The following is a 16,551-nucleotide window of genomic DNA, read 5'->3' as shown; positions in this document are numbered from 1 at the left end:
TTCCCATTCAGATGCAGTACAACGTTACATCACGAGGTGTAGGGGCACGGCAATGCCGTGCCCCTACGGGTGTACCTCACGTAAACGATAACTGCTATACGTAGAGATAAAGACTTTGGGCATTGCTTTGTAGTTATTCCCTTTATCGTTTGTTTTAAAAGATTTGTGGAATTTAGATACTTGAGACTGTAATTAAACGTAGAACAAAATATAAAATATAGTTGTTGGTTGAGGAATTTACCAAGATATGGTTAGCCTTATTACTTTAGCAGCAGCAGAAGCGATCGCAAAAGTTGCTTTTGGCAAGTTCTTTGAGTCGAGTGTAGGTAAGTTAGGTGAGAAGTTTACTGAGACGGGACTGAAGAAGATTGACGAATTGTATCAGACGATTCGGAAAAGACTCAGTGGTAATCCTGGCGCTAAGGATGCTTTAACCGATGTTGAACAAGGTAATCAGGAAGCGTTACAGCGATTAGCGGTTTATCTCCTGGATGTAATGAAAGCTGACGGCAACTTTGCCACAGATGTCCAAAAAATTGCTGATGAAATCAATATTCATCGCGTGGAAGATAACAGCCAACTTACACAGATTAACAAAGACCATAGCACTGGTTATCAGACAAAGACGGGCGATAACAACACTAATCAATTTGGCAATACAAATCACTACTATGGCACTCCGCCACAGGGTTGACTGGAGTCGTCCGTAAAGCAACGGATAAATTCAAATGCCAACAGTCCCCTGATTAACTCACTGCATCCAGATACTAGCTATTGGCAAGGGCGGACTGCTGAACTTGACCAAATGCAGCAATGGTTACATTCAGATAATGTGCGTCTAATTGGTGTGACGGCTACAGGAGGTTATGGAAAGTCGGCATTAGTTGCTAAATTATGTGAAACAGTTGCAGCGAGTTTTTCCCAAAGGATTTGGGCAACTTTTAGTGATGCGTATCCTTTTGCTGTGTGGGGACGCTGGCTATTGGATAAGTTGGAGAAACCAGCGCCGGAAAAACCAGAAGATTTATTAATTGCGGTTTGTGATTGTTTGCAAACAGAACGATATTTGCTGGTGTTGGATAACCTAGAAACTTTGCTGCACAATGATGGACAATGGCGAGATCAGGCTTATGATCAATTTTTATTGCGTTGGTTCGGTTCTAGCAGTGAAAGTAAGATTTTGGTGACTAGCCGCGAACAACCAACGCTACCAAACAATACCCTAAACCAAAGTCAATGGTTAAAACTGGATGGACTTTTGACAGATGCAGGGGTGGCGTTGTTACAAGCTTTAGAAATTCAAGGTTCAGATGCAAATTTAGCAGAATTTGTCAAGAGTGCTGATGGACATCCTTTGTTATTGAAGCTGGTGGCGGGGTTGCTGAAAGCTGAAGAGGGAGAAGAGGCGAATATTAGTGTTTTGAAACAGGATATTTTCGAGATATTAGGCTTGCACCGAGATGACCCAGAGGCGAGTATTGCTAAAATCTTAGATGCGAGTCTTCAGCGTTTAGAACCCAGGTTACAAACTCTGTTGCAGTATTTAAGCGTGTATCGCTTACCCTTTGACTGTTCAGCAGCAATGGCGATGTCTGGCTTCATTGATGAAGAACAAGTAGAATCACAAGACTTGGAAAACCTCTCTCCAAACCTCTCTCCTAAGAGGAGAGAGGCTTTGAATTCTCCCCCTTCCCTTGTAGGGAAGGGGGCTGGGGGGTTAGGTTTCGTCTCTTCTTCTCCAGATGAGGTGAAGAGTCAGGTAGAAATACAACTGCGACAACTAGCAAAACGTTCTCTGTTACAAGAGAAGAAACAGCAAGGGGTGTGGAAGTTTTATTTTCAACCGTTAATTCAAAGCTATTTACAAAACTCCTCTTCACCAGAAGCGCATCAATGCGCCATCGCCTATTACGAACAACGCCGGAAACCGGAACTTTTATCTACAGATAAACTTGATGAGGTGGCGGAATATCTAGAAGTTTTTCATCATCACTGTGAACTTGGGGAATATGTTCAGGCTTTTTCTAGCGTTTATTATCGTGAAAACAATCATGATAACTGCGACGAATTTTTAAGAAAAAATTACTACTATCCAGCCTGTCTGACATTATATAAGCGTTTAGATCAAGAGTGGCAACAGCCAGAAAATCCAGATGAATTAAAACGCTACAGTGATTTACTTAAGGTGTACGGCGATGTTTTGCAGTTCCTCGACCGACGTGATGAAGCATTACAACGCTACGAAACCGCATTGTCATTTTACCGCGACACTGGTTCTCGCTTGGGGGAAGCCAATACATTACAAGCTATCGGCAATGTTTTGCAGTTCCTCAACCGCAGTGATCAAGCATTACAACGCTACGAAACCGCTTTGTCATTTTACCGCGACACTGGTTCTCGCTTGGGGGAAGCCAATACATTAAAAGCTATCGGCGATGTTTTGCAGTTCCTCGACCGACGTGATGAAGCATTACAACGCTACGAAACCGCTTTATCATTTTACCGCGACATCCGCGATCGCTTGGGGGAAGCCAATACATTAAAAGCTATCGGCGATGTTTTGCAGTTCCTCAAACGCAGTGATGAAGCATTACAACGCTACGAAACCGCTTTGTCATTTTACCGCGACATCCGCGATCGCTTGGGGGAAGCCAATACATTAAAAGCTATCGGCGATGTTTTGCAGTTCCTCGACCGACGTGATGAAGCATTACAACGCTACGAAACCGCTTTGTCATTTTACCGCGACATCGGCGATCGCTTGGGGGAAGCTAATACATTAAGAGCCATCGGCGATGTATTGCAGTTCCTCAAACGCAGTGATGAAGCATTAGAACGCTACGAAACCGCTTTGTCATTTTACCGCGACATCGGCGCACGCTTGGGGGAAGCCAATATCCTGCAAGAATTGGGTAAGTTACAAGAAAACCCCCAGCAAGGACTAGAATATCTCCAGCAAGCACAAAACCTCTACATCCAAATTGGCAGTATCTACAATCAAAGTCGTAATCTGCTATTTCTCGCCAATGCACAGTTAAACATGGGAGACTCAGAAGCTGCAATTAATTGCTTAACTCATGCGGCTGAACTCGCCACCACCATTAACTATGCACCAATCCAAGAATACGCCCAAAGTCGCATAGCCGAAATCAACTCTACACCCACCTAAAAGAGAGATTCATGCAATTTATCCAGCAGCGTTGGGTAAAATTCGCGTTTTGTTTTCTTGTTGGTTTAATTGCTTTTCTACTGCTGCCTCGCTGAGTCAAAAATTAGTAACCAATATCTTTGGAGAAAGGGGTATACCTGCGCGCACCTTTTGGATTATCTAGATAATACCTTGTCAACTGGTAAAAAGTCAACAGTTATTTTACCTGAATTAAAAATTAAACTTGGTGTAAGACAATTTTCGAGTTATCCGTTGAGCGTTTGGCAATTCCATAAAAAGCGATTATTACGAAAATTATAGTTTTTGTGATGAAACGGATGCTTTTGTTGATGAAACGGATGCTTTTGTTGATGAAATGGAGCCTTTTGTTGATGAAACGGAGCCTTTTGTTGATGAAACAGAGCCTTTTGTTAATGAAACGGATGTTTTTGTTGATAAAACAGAGCCTTTTGTTAATAAAAGAAATTAATAGTTGTTTATCTGCTTGATTGATATCATGTCCGCTTGATTACTGATTAAACCCCAAGAACCCCACTCCGCCAAAGCTACGCTTTGTCTCCCCTCCCGAAGAGCGGGGAGGGGTTGGGGGTGGGGTGCAATGACTGTGGGAATCATAACTATTTATACCGACATGATATGACCAGCAATTTTATATTTTGGATTTTGGATAAAGTTAAAAATACTCCCCATCAAGGGGAGTTATTACACAGCATTTAACTAACGCGATGTGCAACTTATTCTTGAAACCCCTCTCCAAACCTCTCCCCGAAGCGGAGAGAGGCTTTAAGTCTTGCTCCCCTTCCCTACAAGGGAAGGGGCTGGGGGTTAGGTTTGAGAGCAAGTTGCACACCGCGTTAACTATCTAAAGGGAATAACATATAGCGGTTCCCATTCAGATGCGGTACAACATTACATCACGAGATGTAGGGGCACGGCAGTGCCGTGCCCCTACGGGTGTACCTCACGTAAACGAGAACTATAGTTATCCGTCCCTTGTCTGATGCCGTTCCTTTGTTTCTCCTCCAAAATGGATGGCGGAGGATGGGCAGAAAATGCCTAAACTGATGTCACAATTGATCGAGAATCAGTTAAGCAAATTGAAAGAGGAATGTCATTAAGTCTCCTTTACCCAAGCTGATGCGATCGCCTGGTCTTAAACGATGGCGATTCCCTGGTAAAAGCGGCAAATTATTAATATAAGTGCCATTAGAACTTCCCACATCCTCTACATAATGAGCATCTCCCTCGACGCGAATATCTGCATGAATCCGCGAGACAATTTCGGAATTGGGAAATCCTGAAACATCTATATCTGGGGGAATGCGATCGTTGGACTTCCCAATATGAATCACAGAGAGATTTTGCGGCAATTCAATTAGCAGATCAGTTTGAACATGGATTAACTTCGCCGTCACCTGCTGCAATTGCGTTCTGGCAGCAGTTGCAATTGGTGCTGGTGGCGGGGGTACTTCGGCTTCAGAGGCTGGCGCTGGTTCCAAAGGTGGTGGAGTCGGAATACTTTGTCCAAAGACTACAGGTTCAGGTGTGACGTTTGGCGCTGGTTCTGGGGGGCTACTTTCTGCAACAGATACCTCTGGCGCTGGTTCTGGGGGAACTGTCACCTCTGTTGGTGGTAAAGATGATTCGGGGGGATGGGAGTTAGTAGATTTGCCCATTCCCAAAGCATCTGGTTGTAAAAGTTCTAACAGTGGATCGAGTGGAACTAATGGCGGCACTTCCACCGGGGTATTGGGAGTGACTGTTGTAGCTACTGCGGTATGAACGTGTGGAACTCCTGCGGAGTGGAGGTTATAGCCACACTGACCGCAGAATGCAGCATCTGCCTGCACAGTTGCCCCACAACTGGGACAGTTAGTAGTCGCGGGTAACGGTGTATAGCAAGCTTCACACTGGACAGCGCCATCAGGGTTGGGATGATTGCAATTAGGGCAGACGATCATCAATATTTAGCCTTTGTTCAAGATCATCATAAATATAGGTAGTAGTCTGTCAAGTTTAAATTGATGGGTAAGCAAGTTCGTAGTGAGTTAGCGCGGTCTTGGGGGTTTCCCCCATGAGCGACTAACTTTCCCGTTGGGTAAGGACTTTAGTCCTTACTTTCTAAGCCCTAAAGTGCTTACTACAAACCCTCAAAACCAACTTGACAAAATAGTAGGACTGGCAAGCAGAGGGCAGCCCTAACTTCAGATTCTAGCAATTACTGCTGATGGAACGATGAATTAGACACCAGAAAGCGGGGAGCAGAGGGGACAAGGAGAATAATCAATGCCCAATGCCCACTTGCCCTGAGCGGAGCCGTTCGCGTAGCGTCTCGCAGAGAAGGGATTCCCCGTTCCCATTATTTAATGTTGAAGTTCCAAACCTGCTGCTGCATCCAACAGCCACCAAAGTTCCCCTTGGGGCTGAATTAAGCGGGATGGGTAAGTGAAGTCATCGGCTACGGGTGCAAAGACTTGTGCTAAAGCTGGTCGTTTATTAGCACCAGCAACCAGAAAAATCACGCTACGAGCAGAGTTGATGAAGGGGTATGTGAAACTTATCCGAGGGTTTCCGTCTTTGTTACCCACAGTCAGCAAGCGATCGCGTACTTTGAGAGCCTCTGTGTGGGGAAACAAAGATGCGGTATGTGCATCATCACCCATTCCTAGTAATATTACATCCAATGCGGGAAACTCAACCCCAGAAGAATTGAAAAATTCTTTGATCTGTTGTTCATACTTAGCAGCAGCCACTTCTGGACTGCTTTCCAAGGTTGGTACGGGGTGAACGTTAGTCGCTGGGATGTCAACACGATTTAGCCATGCACGACGCGTCATCAGTTCATTGCTATCGGGATGAGTCGGTGGTACGTAACGCTCATCACCCCAGAATACATGAATTTTATCCCAAGGCAGTTTTTGAGTAGCGATCGCTTCGTATAACGGTTTCGGTGTACTACCGCCAGATAAGGCGATGGTAAACTGCCCACGTTGCTCAATGGCAGTTTCTAACTTAGACAGAATTAATTCTAGCGCTCGTGCAACCAACGCTGGCTGATCCGATAGAACTTCAACGGTTTTGTTCATGGCTTCATCATCTTGCTAGCTTCCAGCAATACAATACCGAACTTATTACAATCCCCCTTTTTAACTTTTGAAACATTTAACATCACGGATTCGGTAGGCTGGAAAAATGTAGACGCGCTTTATCACTTTCAACGGCAAGTTGTCAGTAGTCAGTCATACTAACTACCAACCACTTTCATGATTATTTTTATTTACACCCAGTTACTTGATACCTTGTTGATTAAGGCCACAAAGGATACATTTATTAATTCTTATTGAAAATTAATAAAACTAATTAATCACAAACAAATCTTCCCAGTTAGCGATCGCTTCCCGTTGGGCAATTAACAATTCTTGAATTCCTTTTTGGGCGACATCTAGCAACTGATCCAACTGAGTACGGCTAAAGCTGCCTTCTTCGGCTGTTCCTTGGACTTCAATGATTCCCAAATGTTGATTCATCACGACATTAAAATCTACTGTTGCAGACACATCTTCGATATAATTAAGATCCAAAAATGGCTCTCCCTCCAGTAATCCTACGGAAACTGCTGCTACCTGTCCACACAAAGGCGATCGCTCTAATACCCCCTCTTGCAACAATTTAGAAATTGCATGAGCCAAGGCCACAAAGGAGCCTGTAATGGCTGTTGTCCGAGTTCCTGCGTCTGCTTGCAACACATCGGCATCCACAGTTAGGGTGCGTTCTCCCAGTGCCTCAAAATCCACTGCGGCGCGTAAGCTGCGGCCAATTAAACGTTGAATTTCTTGCGTCCGTCCAGATAATTTCAATAATTCCCTTTCTTGGCGTTTTTGAGTAGCAGATGGTAACATTCGGTACTCAGCAGTTAACCAGCCTTTACCAGTTCCTTCGAGAAACTTCGGAACACCCTTATTAACGCTAACGGTACAAAGTACTTGAGTATCACCGCATCTTGCAAGAACAGAACCGGGGGCAAAGCGGGTGAAATTGGGGTAAAAGCTGATGGGACGTAGTTCGTAAGGAAGACGGCCATCTGGACGCTGCCAAGCCATTGGAGTTGCCTCAAATTTTAGAATACTGCCTTAAGATTACCTTAGTGTTATTGGGCATTGGGCATTGGGCAAAACCGTTCCGAGTTCCGAGTTCCGAGTTCCGAGTGCTGAGTGGGGAATCTCACTTCTTTACTCAGCACGGGCTAAACCTTAGCTATCCGCTATAGCAGTTATCGTTTACGTGAGGTACACCCGTAGGGGCACGGCATTGCCGTGCCCCTACACCTCGTGATGTAACGTTGTACTGCATCTGAATGGAACCGCTATAACAGCACTCCTAAAGGGGATTGGGCATTGGAAAGAATTTTTCCTAACTCTCTCACTCAGCACTCTCTAAGGAACTGAAAGGAGAGTCAAAATATTTTGCTGTACCATCTCTGGTGACTGGTCGCCGTTGATGGTCAACAAGCAGCGACGACGGTCGTAGTATTCTAGGATGGGAATGGTGCGATCGTAGAATAATTCTACACGGCGCTGCACGATTTCTGGTTGGTCATCTGGTAGCGATCGCCCCAAGGATCGGCTAACCATAACTGCTTCTGGAACTTGGAGATAAATTACCCAATCTAACCTTTGTCCTAAATCATCCAAGAAAAAATCTAATTCTTCAGCTTGGAAGGCAGTACGGGGATAACCTTCTAAAACCCAATCGCAGTTAATATCTGGTTGTCTGAGGCGAATTCGGATCAATTCAATGATCATTTCATCTGGAACTAAATCCCCTTTTTGCATATAGGGGTGTGCGTGATACCCTAGTTCACTCAGGCTAGCGTAAACCGAAAGAGAAGTCCGGGGGTCAGTTTCCGACCATTGGAACGACCGTAGCGGCTTGTCGCCAGATATTGCTTCCCGTAAAATCTCACCTGTAGAAATCAAAGGAATATCAAAATATCTGCAAAGCCTTTGTGCTTGAGTGCTTTTACCCGATCCTGAACCTCCCAGAATCACCAATCTCACAACATTTTACTCCTCATCCTGTCAAATTCACTACCTGCTAAGTCTGTTTTGCCCAAACAACCTGCAAATCTAACATTTAGCAAGAGGGGCAATAACTCTTGACTTCAACATAAGCCTAGTGTTTGACTAAGAATTGCAATTTGCCAAACCCACCCCACCTGTGAAAAACAGATTGATTATACAGGCGGATTTGGAATAAATAACACCAGCAGAAAAACTTAAAATTATTGTATCTTTTTGAACTTAACCTATGGTTGCCCAGCTAGAAACCCCAAGTATCAATTCAATCCTTACCTTACCATACCCAGTTGAAGGGCTAGTGCAAGTTTTCACTAGCTCTCATCGTAACTTCTTTACAAGTGTAATAGCTCAATCACTGAGAATAGCCGGACAAGGAACGCCAGTATTAATAGTGCAGTTCCTCAAAGGAGGAATTCGCCAAGGACAGGAAAGACCCATACAACTAGGACAAAATTTAGATTGGATTCGCTGTGATTTGCCTCGTTGTATTGATACACCGCATTTAGACGAGGCGGAAAACCAAAGCTTACAAAAGCTGTGGCAGTATACACAGCAGGTAGTAAGTGATAGTAAATATTCTCTCGTAGTTTTAGATGAGTTAAGTTTAGCGATTAACTTTGGTTTAATTCCTGAAACGGAAGTTTTAGCGTTTCTAGCAAAACGCCCTCCCCACGTCGATATCATTCTCACAGGGCCAGAGATGCCGAAATCTCTCTTGGATGTGGCAGATCAAATTACAGAAATCCGCCGCAGTCATCGACCTTAAGAGAGATATATCGCCGATTTTGGCAACGTCATACGTTGCCATCTAAACCTCCAAGGTAAGTATCTAGGCATAAATAAATTTAAAGTTTGTAGTAAGGACTTTAGTCCTGATAATCCTTGCTCTGAGCGATAAATCGCTCACTACAAACTAGGAGTTTATTTTATATTTAATTATGTCTACCTACTTACTCCCGCCACAACGAAGTTAGGCGGTGAGCGACAAATCGCCAAGTATCATCCAGTCGTACAGAATTCATACTGAATTCTGACTCACTTCGACTACGCTCAGTGACCACCTGAGTTCTGAATTCTTCATAAAATGTATACAATATCTCAACCCGATCCCGTTCGTTTAGAAATATTCAAAAACCTTTATCAATTTATCGCCGAACAAATGGGCATTGTTCTGCAAAACACAGCAACATCTGTGAATATCAAAGAAAGGCTCGATTTCTCCTGCGCTATTTTTGACTCTTCTGGATTATTAGTCGCTAATGCTCCTCATATTCCCGTACATTTAGGCTCAATGAGTGAAAGTGTCCGCAGTTTAATTAATGACAAAGGCGACACCCTGAAACGGGGAAATATCTATCTATCTAATAATCCCTATAATGGCGGAACCCATCTCCCTGATGTCACTGCAATTACCCCTGTTTTTCTAGAGAGTGGGGAGTGGAGACAAGAGAGAATTATTCAAGAAGTCTCTCCCCCATCCTCATTCCCTGTTCCCTATTCCCTATTCCCCACTCCCCTATTTTTTGTTGCTTCTCGTGGACACCAAGCAGATATCGGTGGAATTACTCCCGGTTCAATGCCTCCCCATAGTACGACAGTAGAAGAAGAAGGAATTATTTTTGATAATTTCCTCTTGGTTGAAGAGGGGAATTTTCGAGAAACCGTAGTCAGACAGTATCTCTCAAATCATACTTATCCGGTTCGTAACCCTGACCAAAATATAGCCGATTTTAAAGCACAAATTGCTGCAAATGAAACTGGAGTTAAAGAACTTCGTAAAATGGTTTCACAATATGGGTTTGAGACTGTTCAAGCTTATATGAAATTCGTCCAAGCTAATGCTGAGGAGTCTGTAAGAACTGCGATCGCAGTTCTCAAGGATGGCTCATTTACTTATAAAATGGATGATGGGGCACAAATTCAAGTTAAAGTGACGATTCACTCAGAAAACCGGAGTGCTACCATTGATTTTACTGGAACTTCTCCACAATTAAATAGTAATTTTAATGCACCCAAAGCTGTAACTCAAGCAGCAGTCTTATATGTCTTCCGTACTTTAGTTGATGATCATATTCCTCTCAATGCTGGGTGTCTTAATCCTCTAGAAATTATTATCCCGGTTGGCTGTATGCTCAACCCAACCTATCCAGCCGCAGTAGTCGCGGGTAATGTAGAAACTTCTCAAACCATTGTCGATGCTTTATATGGTGCTTTGGGTGTCATGGCTGCTTCTCAAGGAACGATGAATAATTTTACTTTTGGTAATGAGCAATATCAATATTATGAAACTATTTGCGGCGGCTCTGGGGCAGGAATTGATTTTGATGGAACTGATGGTGTTCATTCCCACATGACGAATTCTCGCTTGACCGATCCAGAAGTTTTAGAAACCCGTTATCCTGTACTTTTAGAAAGCTTTAGTCTTCGTCCCGATAGCGGTGGCAAAGGAAAATATTCGGGTGGTAATGGAGTTATCCGCCGCATTCGATTTCTAGAACCCATGACAGCTAATATTCTCTCTGGTCATCGCCTTGTTCCTCCCTTTGGATTAAATGGTGGGGAAGGAGGAAAAGTAGGACGCAACTGGATACAACGTCAGAACGGGATTGAAGAGAATTTAGATAGCACAGCAACGGTAGAGATGAAAACTGGAGATGTTTTTGTGATAGAAACTCCTGGCGGTGGTGGATTTGGTAAATTTTCTTAAGGGACTTCCAAATAAAAAAATACTTAACTACTTCTTGTGGGGCGGGCAACATGAGCGCCAATAGCCAAAGGCGCTCATGTTGCCCACCCCACAAGATTGGATAATTTATTTGTTATCAGTCCCTAATACCATTTTCCAAAATTTTTCCAACACTGAATTCACCACGCAGCTTCACCGAAATCTAAAATCCAAAATCTAAAATCCAAAATTGCTATAAGCTGGCTTCAACTTACCCAGGAAATTGAGCATAGCTGAAACCAGAACATCAGGCGACTCAATTAAGAAGCCATGACCACCACGTTCAATGACTACAAGTTCAGCATTGGGAATACCTTGAGCAAGTTGCTGAGAAAACTTTAGCGGGGTGAGAATATCTTGTTTACCAACCAAAACTAAAGTAGGACAATGAATTTGTTCAAGGCGGTCTATTGTGTCACTGCTAAGGATGGCTTGGCTGTGATGATAAAGTGAATGAGTTGGAGGCGCGAAAGGATATCTGATGGCAAATTCAATTAGACCTTCGATCATTCCAGGAATCGAGTAGAATTCATCTGTAAATATCCAAGGCAACACGACTTTTTCATAAAGTTTAAAATCTACATTACTAGCAAGGTCGCCCCAAGTCTCGATGATGCTGTTGAATAATGCATCACCCTTTGCCAAAGATGAAAGTAGAATCAGACTTTGTACCTTTTTAGGGTGTGCTAACACTAGCTCTTGGGCAATCTGGCCACCCATTGAATGGCCTACTAGATGTACCTGATTAATGCCGATGCGATCGAGCAATGCTGCAACATCACTAGCCATTTGTTTCAAACAATAGGGATTTTCGGGAGCAGAACTTCTCCCCATACCTCGGTTGTCTAAGCGAATGACTTGATACTGGGAAACCAGGGATGGCATGATCAGCGACCAATAGGTATGATCGCAAAGAAAGCCGGCTATTAATAGCAAAGGCTCACCCGTTCCCTTAATGTCGTAGAACAAATCAATCCCGTTAATCTTAACCTTGGGCATAGTAAATAAGCTCCTGCAAATCTCTCAATTATGCGAGCGAAGCCTTCGGCAAGGCATCGCCAACGCTCTTAATATACTCCGTCGAAATGGTTATGCTTCCATCACAATTGCACCAAGATTTCTCTCTCATGACATTGACAAACTTCTCGCTCTTGTGGAATCAATCAGCCCTGCTTAAAGAAGGGGGACTTTGATTCCGGTTCCCCCCTTAAAAAAGGGGGGTTAGGGGGGATCTAGAAGTGCCTAAAATCACAACACACCACTTTTCAAACATCCTCTTAAGTATAATTATTTGATAACTTTGAGTGCGTTTACAACCCCATGATCAAACCCGCCGATGTCAGCACCAAACGCTTAATCAGCCTTGCACCTGATAACTGGGGAAAATGGGTAACACAAATTCCTGATATTGTTGCTGGCGAAATTCTCAACTCAGAATTTCAGTGGATAAGCCGAGAAAGTGATGTTTTAATCCGTATCGAAAGTCCCCAGCATGGAAAATTTCTCGTTCTTAACGAATTACAACTGCGCTATAGGATTCATATTTGATTTTTGAACGAATACGTAGGGTGTGTTGTCGCCAAGCGCCGCACCAAAGCCCAGAATACGGTGCGTTACACTTCGTGGTAACACAACGCCAGTCCGCTCAAGTCGGGAAACCCGCCCATGCGGCTGGCTCCCCTACATATACTTAGATTTTTTCAGAAATCAAATCGGATTCCTATATCAACCAGAAATGCCGCGCAGGATGCGTGCATACACAGCACTTGCAGAAGAAAAATATAATTTGCCAACATATCCAGTACTAATAATCTCTCAAATTACGGATTTGCAGAAATTAAAAGCAATTCAACAGGGGACTTCCAGATAAATATCCCATCGCTTTTAAGGCAGGGGAGCAGGGGGCAGGGGGAGAAAAAGCCGTTTTGAAGGAGTGAGAGTGAAATTGGATAATTTATTTCTTGGAGTTCCCCAGGCAATTAAAACTGTAAATACAGTCAATGAATTACAGCAAATTTTGTCAACCAACTTTATATAAAAACACCAAAAACATAACCCCTCTCCGCCACCGGAAAGGGGTTATGTTTTTGCCGAAAGTATATTGTACAGACGCGATTTATCGCGTCTTATCTTAATCAAATAATTAATTGAGTCGAACAACTGTTCGGTTTTGCAACCTACCAAGCTATCCGACTCGGTTTTATATTCGGAGGTTGTCGCCTTCCTCGCTGGTTCAGGTCTGGACTCCCTGATGTACGCAGGGTAAATTCCCATTTATCAACTCTGACTTTGGGGAGTACTCACGCCACAGCCACCGCCACCACGCGAAAACCAACATAGTAGCTACTAGACCCGCGCGTGAACTGACCCCGATCGGCAGAACGGCAAATCACGGCAACGAAGATCCAACCACCGCCACGCACTAGTCTTATGTCATTATGTTTACTACTTAACCACGGACTACCATCTGTTGGTGCGCCTGTATAATTATCATTATACACATCTTGACACCATTCCCATATATTACCATGCATATCGTATAAACCGAAAGAATTTGGTGGAAATTTTCCTACATTTGTTGTTTCTTTACGAGATTCACCTTTTGGAGCAGAGCCGTAAGGATTATTGCCGTTATAGTTAACTAAATCTGTGGTAATGGTTTCACCAAAATAAAACGGTGTAGTTGTCCCTGCACGACAAGCATATTCCCATTCGGCTTCACTGGGTAGCCTGTAGTTTTTTCCTGTCTTCTGACTCAACTTTTGACAAAACTCTACCGCCTCATCCCAAGTTACTTCTTCTACAGGTCGTTTATCACCTTTGAAATAAGAAGGATTTGTCCCCATAATCGCTTGATAGTGTGCCTGGGTGATTTCATACTTACCCATAAAGAACCCAGGTACTTTTACCTGATGCTGTGGACTTTCATCTTTACCTCTCTCTGCTTCTCCTTCCGGTGAACCCATCGTAAAGGTTCCCCCTGGTATCTGCACCATATCCAACGTGACACCATTCCCCAAGTCTTCTTCAAAATAGTTCGCTTGTTCATTACGGCGATTAGTGATATTTCCCTGTGCATTCACAATCACCGTTTCAAATTGAAAGGTTTTTAGGTTACTAGCAAGTTTTGTGATTTCTGGTATAGATGGTAGCCTACTTGGTCTACTTGTTGGTTTAGTTCCTCCTGAATCAGACTGCCAAAAACGTGGTACTACAATTGCCAAACCCAACCCAGCACCCACAAACCCAACAGTTTGAATCACCTTTCGCCGTGACCAGTTAGGGGAGATTATTTTTGTTGGCGGTGGTGTTTGTATGGTTGGTGTTGTTATGGTTGGTGTTGATTGTGGCTGTTGTGGCGCTGACGGTTTGAGTGCTTCTAACGCTTCCACTGCTGAAGGGTATCTATCTCGAAAGTAATAACTCACCATTTTATTTAAAACACCTGCCAGTTTCTCACTGACATTTGCCCAATTGCGCCAAATCACTTCACCATCATTAGGGTCTTTTGGTAGTTCGTGTGGTTGTAACCCTGTTAAAGCTTGAATCCCTAACATCCCCACCGCATAAACATCGCTGCTTAACTTTGGTTGTCCGGCTGCTTGTTCACTTGGCATATAACCAAGACTACCAATGGTAACGCTGACACTAGTTTGACCTTGGAGATTCATCATCATGGTGTTTACTTCTTTGACTGCACCAAAGTCAATTAGCACTATTTTACCGTCTTGCCGACGACGCATTAAATTCTGTGGCTTGATGTCGCGGTGAATGATATTTTTTTTGTGGACTACTGCTAATATTTCTAAGATTTCTTTTAATAGTATGGTGACTGCTATTTCTGTTAACTTTTGACCGGGAATAACTTCATAGCTTAAATCTTCCCCATCTACAAATTCTTGGACTAAATAAAATTCGCCTTGTTCTTCAAAGTGGGCAAATAGTCGCGGTATCTGGTCGCTATCATTACCTAAGCGGTATAAAACTTGGGCTTCGCTATCAAATAATCTTCTCACGACTTGTAATACTGCGGGGTCGGAGTTAGGTTTGAGGTGTTTGACTACACATTGGGGTTGGTTGGGTAGGTCTAAGTCTGCTGCTAAATAAGTGTCGCCAAATCCGCCACTTCCGAGGATTTTGACTATTTTATAGCGGTTACGGAGGACTGTACCAGTCGTAGGCATGGTTTTTGACTTGGTAGTGGGGATTTTGGTTTATTGTCCCAAATTTCTGGGTGTTAGGGCAAGATAATTGTTTTCACGCACAGACGGCGCAAAGAAGAGGAGCAACATCTCTCAATACGGTTTGGTTAAGGTACTTAGTTTTGTCTACTCAGTAATTGCGTAGACATCGCACAGTCTCAAATTATCTCAGATTGGGTGCGATGCTAATCTGAATATCTGTAATCCAGTCTTAGAGGATGTTTGAAAAGTCCTCTTCTCGGTATAAAAAGTTTTAGATCCCCCTAAATCCCCCTTAAAGAAGGGGGACTTTGATTCCGGTTCCCCCCTTTTTTAAGGGGGGTTAGGGGGGATCTAGAAGTACCTAAAATCACAGCCAAACCACTTTTCAAACATCCTCTTAAGTACAATTATTTTATAACCTTCAGTGCGTTTACAACCCCATGATCAAACCCGCCGATGTCAGCACCAAACGCCTAATCAGCCTTGCACCTGATAACTGGGTAAAATGGGTAACACAAATTCCTGATATTGTTGCTGGCGAAATTCTCAACTCAGAATTTCAGTGGATAAGTCGAGAAAGTGATGTTTTAATCCGTGTCGAAAGTCCCCAGCATGGAAAATTTCTCGTTCTTAACGAATTACAACTGCGCTATCAACCAGAAATGCCGCGCAGGATGCGTGCTTATGCAGCACTTGCAGAAGAAAAATATAATTTGCCAACGTACCCAGTACTAATTAATATCCTCAAGGCAAGTGACGCTGAAATATTGACAAGTTATGCATCAAATATTGCTGGTTTACGTGCTATTCAAGATTACCGTGTCATTAATCTGTGGGAAGTCGATGTAAACATTGCCTTTGCACAACCATTACCATCACTACTTCCATTTGTACCCATCCTTAAAGGAGGTGATAACGAGTCTACGATTCGGGACGCATTGCGAATATTACGTGCAGATGAACAATTGAATCAACTAGAAACAGTATTAGGATTTTTTGCTACCTTTGTATTAGATAGTGCAATAGTTCAGCAAATTATGAGGTGGGATATGGCACTCTTAGAACAGTCGCCTTGGTATCAAGAAATTTTTAGCAAAGGGGAAGAACGAGGAGAAGCACGCGGAGAAGCACGCGGAGAAGCACGCGGAGAAGAACGAGGAAGAAAGGAAGAGTTATATTCAGGAATTGAACTAGCATTAGAAATTAAGTTTGGCAATCAAGGTTTAGAATTGATGCCGATAATCTCTCAAGTTACGGACTTGCAGAAATTAAAAACAATTCAACAGGCAATTAAAACTGTAAATACAGTCAATGAATTACAGCAGATTTTATCAACCAATTTGACATGAAACACCAAAAACATAACCCCTCTCCGCCACCGGAAAGGGGTTAATC

At 43.2% G+C, this 16,551-nt stretch carries 11 protein-coding genes and 1 pseudogene; 6 read left to right on the top strand and 6 right to left on the bottom strand.

Translation table 11 applies throughout. The features are described 5' to 3' along the window. The first annotated feature begins 247 nt into the window (after positions 1-247). Both V7K50_RS00390 and V7K50_RS00385 read left to right on the top strand, forming a co-directional pair. On the top strand, positions 248-694 hold the full coding sequence (locus V7K50_RS00390) for a hypothetical protein (RefSeq protein ID WP_334956174.1): 447 nt from the start codon (positions 248-250) through the stop codon (positions 692-694). After that, complete coding sequence (locus V7K50_RS00385) at positions 695-3,169, top strand: tetratricopeptide repeat protein (RefSeq protein WP_334956267.1); 2,475 nt, start codon at positions 695-697, stop codon at positions 3,167-3,169. A gap of 1,088 nt (positions 3,170-4,257) precedes the next feature. On the opposite strand, the gene V7K50_RS00380 is transcribed toward V7K50_RS00385, so the two are convergent. From V7K50_RS00380 to V7K50_RS00365, 4 genes are all read right to left on the bottom strand, one after another. Next, positions 4,258-5,130: an FHA domain-containing protein gene (locus V7K50_RS00380; RefSeq protein ID WP_334956172.1), complete on the bottom strand. Its 873-nt coding sequence runs from the start codon at positions 5,128-5,130 to the stop codon at positions 4,258-4,260. Between the two features lie 402 nt (positions 5,131-5,532). Continuing rightward, positions 5,533-6,255, bottom strand: a complete 723-nt coding sequence (gene pgl, locus V7K50_RS00375) for a 6-phosphogluconolactonase (RefSeq protein ID WP_334956170.1) — start codon at positions 6,253-6,255, stop codon at positions 5,533-5,535. A 270-nt stretch (positions 6,256-6,525) separates the two neighbouring features. After that, positions 6,526-7,269 (bottom strand): ribonuclease PH, encoded by a 744-nt coding sequence (gene rph, locus V7K50_RS00370; protein WP_334956168.1) that lies wholly within the window; start codon positions 7,267-7,269, stop codon positions 6,526-6,528. Positions 7,270-7,602: 333 nt separating this feature from the next. Beyond that, positions 7,603-8,226: an adenylate kinase family protein gene (locus V7K50_RS00365; RefSeq protein ID WP_334956166.1), complete on the bottom strand. Its 624-nt coding sequence runs from the start codon at positions 8,224-8,226 to the stop codon at positions 7,603-7,605. Between the two features lie 250 nt (positions 8,227-8,476). Here V7K50_RS00365 and V7K50_RS00360 point away from each other — a divergent pair, with 250 nt between their 5' ends. Next, entirely contained in the window at positions 8,477-9,013 is a 537-nt protein-coding gene (locus V7K50_RS00360) for a P-loop NTPase family protein (protein WP_334956164.1), read from the top strand. 318 nt (positions 9,014-9,331) lie between these two features. Beyond that, positions 9,332-10,954, top strand: a complete 1,623-nt coding sequence (locus tag V7K50_RS00355) for a hydantoinase B/oxoprolinase family protein (RefSeq protein ID WP_334956162.1) — start codon at positions 9,332-9,334, stop codon at positions 10,952-10,954. Between the two features lie 195 nt (positions 10,955-11,149). Here V7K50_RS00355 and V7K50_RS00350 read toward each other — a convergent pair whose 3' ends face one another. Further along, on the bottom strand, positions 11,150-11,971 hold the full coding sequence (locus tag V7K50_RS00350) for an alpha/beta fold hydrolase (protein WP_334956160.1): 822 nt from the start codon (positions 11,969-11,971) through the stop codon (positions 11,150-11,152). A 321-nt stretch (positions 11,972-12,292) separates the two neighbouring features. On the opposite strand from V7K50_RS00350, the pseudogene V7K50_RS30610 reads away from it, so the two are divergent. Next, positions 12,293-12,782, top strand: a pseudogene (locus tag V7K50_RS30610) (hypothetical protein); the annotation flags it as partial. A gap of 490 nt (positions 12,783-13,272) precedes the next feature. On the opposite strand, the gene V7K50_RS00335 reads toward V7K50_RS30610, so the two are convergent. Continuing rightward, positions 13,273-15,156: a bifunctional serine/threonine-protein kinase/formylglycine-generating enzyme family protein gene (locus V7K50_RS00335; protein WP_334956158.1), complete on the bottom strand. Its 1,884-nt coding sequence runs from the start codon at positions 15,154-15,156 to the stop codon at positions 13,273-13,275. A 440-nt stretch (positions 15,157-15,596) separates the two neighbouring features. On the opposite strand from V7K50_RS00335, the gene V7K50_RS00330 reads away from it, so the two are divergent. Further along, a complete protein-coding gene (locus V7K50_RS00330; protein WP_334956156.1) occupies positions 15,597-16,505 on the top strand; it encodes an Rpn family recombination-promoting nuclease/putative transposase in 909 nt (302 codons plus the stop codon). The last annotated feature ends 46 nt before the right edge of the window (positions 16,506-16,551 follow it).

This window comes from Nostoc sp. (assembly GCF_036917135.1).
Taxonomy (GTDB): Bacteria; Cyanobacteriota; Cyanobacteriia; order Cyanobacteriales; family Nostocaceae; genus Nostoc.
This window is presented reverse-complemented; position numbering and strand designations above follow the sequence as displayed.

Coding starts and splice junctions, on each gene's coding strand:
- V7K50_RS00390 (WP_334956174.1), top strand. CDS start 248: ATGGTTAGCCTTATTACTTTAGCAGCAGCAGAAGCGATCGCAAAAGTT.
- V7K50_RS00380 (WP_334956172.1), bottom strand. CDS start 5,130: ATGATCGTCTGCCCTAATTGCAATCATCCCAACCCTGATGGCGCTGTC.
- pgl (WP_334956170.1), bottom strand. CDS start 6,255: ATGAACAAAACCGTTGAAGTTCTATCGGATCAGCCAGCGTTGGTTGCA.
- rph (WP_334956168.1), bottom strand. CDS start 7,269: ATGGCTTGGCAGCGTCCAGATGGCCGTCTTCCTTACGAACTACGTCCC.
- V7K50_RS00360 (WP_334956164.1), top strand. CDS start 8,477: ATGGTTGCCCAGCTAGAAACCCCAAGTATCAATTCAATCCTTACCTTA.
- V7K50_RS00355 (WP_334956162.1), top strand. CDS start 9,332: ATGTATACAATATCTCAACCCGATCCCGTTCGTTTAGAAATATTCAAA.
- V7K50_RS00350 (WP_334956160.1), bottom strand. CDS start 11,971: ATGCCCAAGGTTAAGATTAACGGGATTGATTTGTTCTACGACATTAAG.
- V7K50_RS00335 (WP_334956158.1), bottom strand. CDS start 15,156: ATGCCTACGACTGGTACAGTCCTCCGTAACCGCTATAAAATAGTCAAA.
- V7K50_RS00330 (WP_334956156.1), top strand. CDS start 15,597: ATGATCAAACCCGCCGATGTCAGCACCAAACGCCTAATCAGCCTTGCA.